The sequence below is a fragment of the Rhizobium sp. RAF36 genome (genome assembly GCF_052114105.1).
Classification (GTDB): Bacteria; Pseudomonadota; Alphaproteobacteria; order Rhizobiales; family Rhizobiaceae; genus Rhizobium.
This window is the reverse complement of sequence record NZ_JBFREC010000029.1, coordinates 1-433: the sequence shown is the minus strand read 5'-3', so window position 1 is coordinate 433 and position 433 is coordinate 1. Positions and strand designations below refer to the sequence as shown.

Below are 433 nucleotides of genomic sequence, written 5' to 3'. Positions count from 1 at the left end.
ACCAGCGGCTGAATTCGCTGGTGGCCCAGGGCATCGGCCAGAACCTCGACGTGCTGCAGGCGCTGGAGCGCATCAACGCCGCCGAAGCCCAGGTGACGGTCGCCGGTGCAGGCGCGCTGCCCAGCCTCGTCGTCGGTGCTTCCCATACCGTCAGCGGCCAGATGGGCAACCTTCGCACCCGCTCCGGCGCCACCAACACCACCGCCGGTGAAGCCAATGTCTCCTGGCTGCTCGATCTGTTCGGCGAATACCGCCGTTCGAAGGAAAGCGCGCTGGCCTCGCTAGATTCGGCCTACGCCACCGCCGACGTCGCCAAGCTCACCTTCCTCCAGGATCTGGTCAACAGCTATATCGACGCCCGCTACTACCAGGAACGCATCGCGCTCTCCCAGGCAAACCTGAAGTCGCGCCGCGAAACCTTCGACCTCACCAA

Annotated in this window: 1 protein-coding gene; it reads left to right on the top strand. The window is 65.4% G+C overall.

Annotation, left to right across the window (positions count from 1 at the left end):
- Window positions 1-433: TolC family protein (locus AB4Z25_RS29340; RefSeq protein WP_442210571.1), on the top strand; the 433-nt coding region annotated here is incomplete at both ends.